Origin of the sequence: Streptomyces sp. NTH33, assembly GCF_003236365.1 — a bacterium.
Lineage (GTDB): Bacteria > Actinomycetota > Actinomycetes > Streptomycetales > Streptomycetaceae > Streptomyces.
In genome coordinates this window covers 1-5,991 of the sequence record NZ_POTZ01000423.1, presented here as the reverse complement: position 1 = coordinate 5,991, position 5,991 = coordinate 1, and the positions used below count along the sequence as shown (strand labels likewise).

Genomic DNA, 5,991 nt, shown 5'->3' with positions numbered 1-5,991 from the left:
GAGCTTCACCTCGCCGGTGAACTGATGCGGTGTCACGGAGTCAGCGTGGACGGGTGGGTGTGCCGCTGACCAGGTACGTCGGCCGTACGTCGCGCTTGTCGTACGGCCGGGGCGGTTCGCCGGCGCCCTTGTTGTACGGGGGCTTGTACGGGTGTTGTACGGGCCGCACGTCGTGCCCTCTTTCCTGCTGGTCGCGTTGGACATGACCCTGGTGGCGTGCGGGTGACGAGCGCAGCCGTGGGTGTGGGCGGGGTGACGACTCAGGGGACTGGAGAGGCGTGCGTGAAGGCGGCACGGGCCACGCGGGCTGCCCTCGCCCCGGGTGCCCGGCTCGAAGCGATCTTCTTCGGCGAAGAGGTGATCTTCTTCAACAAAAGAGACATGCCTCCTGTACAACCCTTCCTCCGCATGCGGTGTCAAACACGGCACCGGACATAGGCACGGGACCTGTCCGGACACCCCCGCGTCCCGAGCCAGCCGGTCGTATCTGAGCCAAGGAGCCGCTCATGCGCAAGCACCGCTCGGCCGCCGTCGCGGCGGCATCGTTTCTCCTCATCACCGGCGCGGCCATCGCGACCGCTCCGAGCGCCTACGCCGGAACACCCGGCGGAACACACGCCAACGACCGCAACACCGACTTCAACGGCGACGGATACGACGACGTGCTCGTCGGCGCCCCGGGGACGGCGGTCGGCAAACACAAGGGCGCCGGCATGGTGACCGTGCAGTACGGCGGCCCCAAGGGCATCGGCACGACCAGGGGCAAGGCCTTCAGCCAGAACTCCCCGGGAGTCCCCGGCGCCGCCGAGACCGGTGACAACTTCGGCAAGTCGCTGGCCACCGGCGACCTCGACGGCGACGGCTACGACGACGCGATCATCGGCATCCCCGGCGAGGACCTCGGCGCCGTCGCCAACGCGGGCGCCGCGGTCGTCCTGTGGGGCACGCCGAAGGGCCTCACCGGATCGGCCAGCAGCTGGCTGCAGTCCGACGCCCCCACCAAGGGCGGCAGGTTCGGCGCCGCGCTCGCCGCGGCCCGCTTCGACGACACCACTCCGGGCGACTCCCTCGCCGTCATGGACTCGGTCGGGCTGACGATCCACACCTTCGAGCCCGCTCCCCAGCCCACCGCCAAGAGCGCGGACGCGCAGGCACGGCGGCCGGTGCAGAAGTCACGCACCACGCTCTCCTCGCCTCCGCGAAAGACCCTCGGCAAGGCCTCCGCCGCCAACGCGCCGGGCATCCGGCCCAAGGCGATGACCACGGGCGACTACGACAACAACGGCTTCGCCGACCTGGTCGTCTCCGGCACCAGCGTGGGCGGCGAGCCGGGCTACGGCTGGTCGTACATCCTGCCCGGCACCGCGTCGAACGACGAGCCGCTGCCGATCACCGCGGTGCGCGGCGGCCCGGTCGTCGCGTCCGGCGACATCAACCGCGACGGCTACGACGACCTGGTCACCGGCGAGCCGCACAGCCCGGACGACGGCGGCGAGAGCATGACCGGCGGCATGGTCGGCGTCTACTACGGCAGTGCGGACGGGCCCGCCGGCCGGGAGGGGCCGGGCACCCCTCCCGTGTGGTGGACCCAGAACTCGGCGGGCGTGCCGGGCACGAACGAGCGGGGCGACGGCTTCGGCACCGACCTCTCCGTCGGCGACAGCAACGGCGACGGATACGCGGACGTGGCGATCGGTGTCGCGGGCGAGGACATCGGCGCCGTCACCGACGCGGGCGCCGTCACGGTCCTGCGCGGCTCGGCCAAGGGCATGACGTCCACCGGCGCACTGTCCGTGCACCAGGGCACCAAGAACGTCCCGGGCACCGTCGAGAAGGGCGACAAGTTCGGCGGCCAGGTCTCCTTCACCGACCCGAACGGCGACGGCCGCTTCGGCCTGCTCGTCTCGGCACCCGGTGAGAACACGAACGACGGCTACGTCTGGGTGTTCTCCGCGGGCCGCTCGGGCCTGACCACCTCCGGCTCCTGGAGCTACGGCCTGAGCGCGTTCGGCGGCCTGCGGACGGACGCGCTGTACGGGGCGGCGATCGACGACTAGGGCGTACATCGAAAGCGTCGACGGGCCGGACGAGGTGATGTCCAGGTCCGGCCCGTCCGTTCGCCGCTAAAGGTCGAGCTGGTGCTGGTGTGTCGTGTGCGTGGGTGTGTAGCCGAGACTGTCGTTGATCTGTCTCATGTGCGTGTTGCTGTCGGCGGTGTCGGTCAGGAGGCCACCGAGGTCCGGATAGTGCCCATGGGCCTGTCGGATCGACTCGGCCTTCATCCATCGGCCGAGGCCGTGTCCACGGTGCTCGGGCAGCACGCCGGTGCCGTAGTGCCGGCCATCACCTGTGCCGTCGCCAGGGATGACGAGTTCGGTGAACCCGGCGATCGAGCCGTTGGAGGCGTCGATGGCGACGACGGTGTGCAACTGGTCGCCGCGCTGTTCGACGGCCTTCGCCGCGGCCCGGACGCGGTCCACGTCCCAGGTCACGGTGCCGTGGTCGGTGTCGTCCATGGGCATGTCGTCCATGGCGTGACGTGAGGCGGCGAACGTCTGGGCGAGGCCGTCGGGGACAACTCCCTGCCATGACGCCAGCCGGTAGCCGGGATGCGGACGCTCAATGATCTCGGCGAGGGCGGCGGTGTCCACATCGGCCAGTGGCAAGCGGGAGAACCTCAGGGTGAGGACCTTGCGGAAACCGCGCGCCGCCAGGAAGCGGTCGCCGGGCGATCCGGCCTCGGCCTGCGCGACAACGCGGCGGCGGGCATTGTCCCGGGCGGCGGCCACGGCGGCGTCGAGGAGCCGGGAACCGACGCACTTGCGTCGCTCCGCGGGATGGACACCGAGGGTCAGTTCGGCCAGGTGCTCCTGTCCAGGATCGGTGAACAGCCGCAGAAAGGCCGTTCCGGCAGGGATGGAATCGGCGTCGGACGCCAGCCATGCAAGACGCCGGCTGTGCGGTCCGTGAGCGGGGTCGGTCAGTGGGGTGATGCGAAGCGACAAGGTGTCTCCGTCGTGAGGAGGTGGCAGAGGTCAGTACGCGGGCTCAACTGCTGGGCACTCCTGCGCATGTGCTCCACACCTCCTCGTCGACAGCACCGGTCCGGAACAACGCGGACGGCTGGGAGAATCTAACCGGCCCATCGGTTCCTCGGCAAAGGGTTGACGAAAGACCGGTGCGAGCGTGCTGGTCACAGCCACTCATCGATGGCCGCGACCAGCACGGTTGCCTCATAGCGGGCCACCGGCTTGTCGTATCTCTACGGGTGCGAAACCGTACGCCGTCGATCAGCTGCCGTCTTGTCCATGTCGGCGGCCGACCTGGCTCTTGTCCATGGGCAACAGCGTTTCTGGCCAGGCCCGCTGCGCATCCGTCAGGTCTCCTCGCGCCACGAGTCGGACCCGGGCCCTGACGCGTACCTGCAGTGGCACAACACCAACGCCCGCTACCGCGACGTCCTGGCCGCCGAACGCAAGGAACGAGCCCGCATCCGAAGCGAGAAGGGCATCCGCTGGGGCGGCCCCCCTCGCACCACCGCAGCCTGACCCAACCCGGCGAACCGATGCGGTCACAGCCCCAACCGAGCTCCAGTGAAGTGATCTGACTCACACTCTGTCACAGCGACCGATGGCGCGGTGTCTTGAGGCCGAACACCTGGAAACGGAGGAGGCACAGTGACTGGGAACACGCATGTGGTCGTGATCGGTGGCGGATACGCGGGCGTGATGGCCGCGAACCGGCTGACGCTGCGCGACGACGTGACCGTGACGCTGATCAACCCGCGCCCGGACTTTGTCCACCGGGTCCGCCTGCACCAGCTGGTGGGCGGGTCCGACGACGCGGTCGTCTCCTACCAGCACGTCCTGGCCGAGGGCGTCCGGCTGGTGGTCGACACCGTGACACGGATCGACGCGGCCGAGCGCCGCGTGACGCCGGCGGCCGGCGGCACGCTCGACTACGACTACATGATCTACGCCGTGGGCAGTGGCAGCGCCGAACCGAGCGTGCCAGGCGCGGCTGAGTTCGCCTACCCGATCGCCACCCTGGAGGCGGCACAGCGGCTGCGCCCGGTCATCGACGCCGCTCCCGCGACGGCCCCGGTGACGGTGGTCGGCGCCGGTCCCACCGGCATCGAGACCGCCGCCGAGCTGGCGGAGCAGGGCCGCCGGGTGACCCTGGTCTGCGGCGGCGTTCTCGGCCCGTACCTGCACACCCGGGGCCGGCGCTCGGTCGCGAAGCGGCTGGCCCAGCTCGGTGTGACGGTCGTCGACGGCTCCGACGCGAAGGTGACGGCGGTGACCCGCGACGCCGTGCGGCTCGCCGACGGCCGTGAGCTGCCGAGCGAGGTCACCGTCTGGACCGCCGGCTTCGGCGTTCCCGACCTGGCCGCGCGCAGCGGGCTGAGCACCGACGCCGTGGGCCGCCTGCTCACGGACGAGACGCTGACGAGCGTGGACGACGCGCGCATCGTCGCGGCCGGGGACTCGGCGGCGCCGTCCGGCCTGCCGCTGCGGATGAGCTGCCTGAACGCGATGCCGCTGGGCGCGCGGGCCGCCGACACCGTGCTCAGCCGACTCGCGGGTGAGCAGCCGGAGAACCTCCACCAGTCGTTCTACGCCCAGTGCGTCAGCCTGGGCCGAAGCGCGGGCATCTACCAGTTCGCCAACAGGTCCGACGTCGCGGTGTGGCTGCACATCGACGACGGCCTGGGCGCCAGGATCAAGGAACTGGTCTGCAAGGGCATCCCCAAGCACCTGGCCGAAGAGGCGCACAAGCCCGGTTCGTTCAGCCTGCACCGCATTCCGGGAGGGGTCGCCAAGCGCCGGCAACTGCTGCGCGCCAACCGCGCCGAGGCACCGGCCGCCGCCGACCGGGCAGCCTGACCGGTGCGTGCTGCGAGGATCCTGCTGTGGACCCACGCGAACGCGGTCGGCCGCCAGGGCCGACCGCGAAGGACGAGGAGAAGGCACGAGGGATGAGCGACGACGCCACCGACCCGGCGACCGAGGCGTTCCTCGCCCACCGGAACCTGCTCTTCACCGTCGCCTACGAGATACTCGGATCGGCGGCCGACGCCGAAGACGTCCTCCAGGAGACCTGGCTGCGTTGGGTCAAGTCCGACCAGGGGCAGGTGCGCGACCAGCGCGCCTATCTGGTCCGGATCACCACGCGCCAGGCGCTCAACCGGCTGCGCACCATGAAGCGCCGCCGGGAGGCATACGTCGGCCCCTGGTTGCCCGAGCCGCTGCTCACCGCGCCGGACGTGGCCGAGGACGTCGAGCTCGCCGAGAGCGTGTCGATGGCGCTGATGCTCGTCCTCGAGACGCTGTCACCGACCGAGCGCGCCGTCTTCGTGCTGCGCGAGGCCTTCGACATCGGCTACGACGAGATCGCGACCGCCGTCGACAAGAGCCCCGCGGCCGTCCGCCAGATCGCCCACCGCGCCCGCCGGTACGTCGATTCCCGCCGCCCCCGCCGGGTGGTCTCCTCCAACGAGGGCCAGGCGGTCCTGAAGTCGTTCCAGCACGCGATCGAAACCGGGGACCCGCAGGCCCTCCTTGAGGTGCTCGCCCCCGAGGTCGTCCTGATGAGCGACGGCGGCGGCATCAAACACGCCGCGCTGCGGCCGGTCACCGGCGCCGAGAAGGTGGCCCGTATGTTCGCCGGCAGCATCGGCAAGCTCGAAGGCACGCTCACCGTCGAACCGACCGTGGTCAACGGCAACCCGGCACTCCTCGTCCGCCTGGACGGCGAGATCGACGGCGTCATGGCGATCCGTGTCGAGGACGCCCGCATCACCGGCCTCTACTACGTCCGCAACCCGGAGAAACTGTCCCACGTCGCATCCGCGACCCCGCTCACCCTGCGCTGAACCAACTGGGACGACGTCTGAAGAGAGACCTCGGCCCAGACGGTTTTGGTGTACGCGTCGTGGGCGGTGCAGCCCCAGCGGTCCGCGTACGCCTGAACGAGGAGCAGTCCACGGCC

The 5,991-nt window shown here is 70.5% G+C and carries 5 protein-coding genes and 1 pseudogene; 4 read left to right on the top strand and 2 right to left on the bottom strand.

Annotation, left to right across the window (positions count from 1 at the left end):
- Nucleotides 1–40: 40 nt before the first annotated feature.
- Complete coding sequence (locus C1I97_RS41890; RefSeq protein ID WP_258382791.1) at nucleotides 41–169, bottom strand: hypothetical protein; 129 nt, start codon at nucleotides 167–169, stop codon at nucleotides 41–43.
- 337 nt (nucleotides 170–506) lie between these two features.
- On the opposite strand from C1I97_RS41890, the gene C1I97_RS29355 reads away from it, so the two are divergent.
- Nucleotides 507–2,057 carry an FG-GAP-like repeat-containing protein gene (locus C1I97_RS29355; RefSeq protein ID WP_111006141.1) on the top strand — a complete coding sequence of 517 codons (1,551 nt, stop codon included), beginning with the start codon at nucleotides 507–509 and terminating at the stop codon, nucleotides 2,055–2,057.
- Nucleotides 2,058–2,123: 66 nt separating this feature from the next.
- Here the strand turns inward: C1I97_RS29355 and C1I97_RS29350 are convergent, their stop codons facing one another.
- The gene (locus C1I97_RS29350; RefSeq protein ID WP_111006140.1) at nucleotides 2,124–3,005 is read right to left on the bottom strand and encodes a GNAT family N-acetyltransferase; all 882 of its coding nucleotides are present in this window, start codon (nucleotides 3,003–3,005) and stop codon (nucleotides 2,124–2,126) included.
- Nucleotides 3,006–3,393: 388 nt separating this feature from the next.
- On the opposite strand from C1I97_RS29350, the pseudogene C1I97_RS29340 reads away from it, so the two are divergent.
- The 3 genes and pseudogenes from C1I97_RS29340 to C1I97_RS29330 all read left to right on the top strand — a co-directional run.
- Nucleotides 3,394–3,548: pseudogene (locus tag C1I97_RS29340) on the top strand (IS630 family transposase); the annotation flags it as partial.
- Between the two features lie 129 nt (nucleotides 3,549–3,677).
- On the top strand, nucleotides 3,678–4,886 hold the full coding sequence (locus C1I97_RS29335) for an NAD(P)/FAD-dependent oxidoreductase (protein WP_111006139.1): 1,209 nt from the start codon (nucleotides 3,678–3,680) through the stop codon (nucleotides 4,884–4,886).
- Between the two features lie 92 nt (nucleotides 4,887–4,978).
- Complete coding sequence (locus C1I97_RS29330) at nucleotides 4,979–5,875, top strand: RNA polymerase sigma-70 factor (RefSeq protein WP_111006138.1); 897 nt, start codon at nucleotides 4,979–4,981, stop codon at nucleotides 5,873–5,875.
- The last annotated feature ends 116 nt before the right edge of the window (nucleotides 5,876–5,991 follow it).